Source organism: Mesorhizobium sp. M00.F.Ca.ET.216.01.1.1 (assembly GCF_004010325.2).
In the GTDB taxonomy this organism is placed as follows: domain Bacteria; phylum Pseudomonadota; class Alphaproteobacteria; order Rhizobiales; family Rhizobiaceae; genus Mesorhizobium.
Genome location: NZ_SADR02000456.1, coordinates 1 through 301 on the forward strand (window position 1 = coordinate 1; position 301 = coordinate 301).

The following is a 301-nucleotide window of genomic DNA, read 5'->3' on the forward strand; positions in this document are numbered from 1 at the left end:
GCCGCGCCGACACCGGCAAGCCCGGCCAGGGCAAGCAGCTTGCGGGAGACGGGCGGACCCAGCAGCGACAGCAATGCCAATCCGAACGCGATCAAGGCGACGAGCACAGTCCAGCTGAAGCTGGTCGCAAGCGCGGCCTTCCAGACCGCCGGCTGCGCGATCCGGGCGAGCGGTGCGCCGGGCGCGTCGAGGCCCTGCAGGCCAAGCGAGATCGGTGCCGCGACCAGTCCGCAGAGCACCGCGCCAATGACGAAGCGCTGGCCGCAATGCCTCGCGCAGTCCAGCCAGCCAAAGGCGAAAG

The 301-nt window shown here is 70.8% G+C and carries 1 pseudogene; it reads right to left on the reverse strand.

What is annotated here, in order from left to right:
* Window positions 1–301 (reverse strand): annotated as a pseudogene (locus tag EN859_RS36935) (copper resistance protein CopC); the annotation flags it as partial.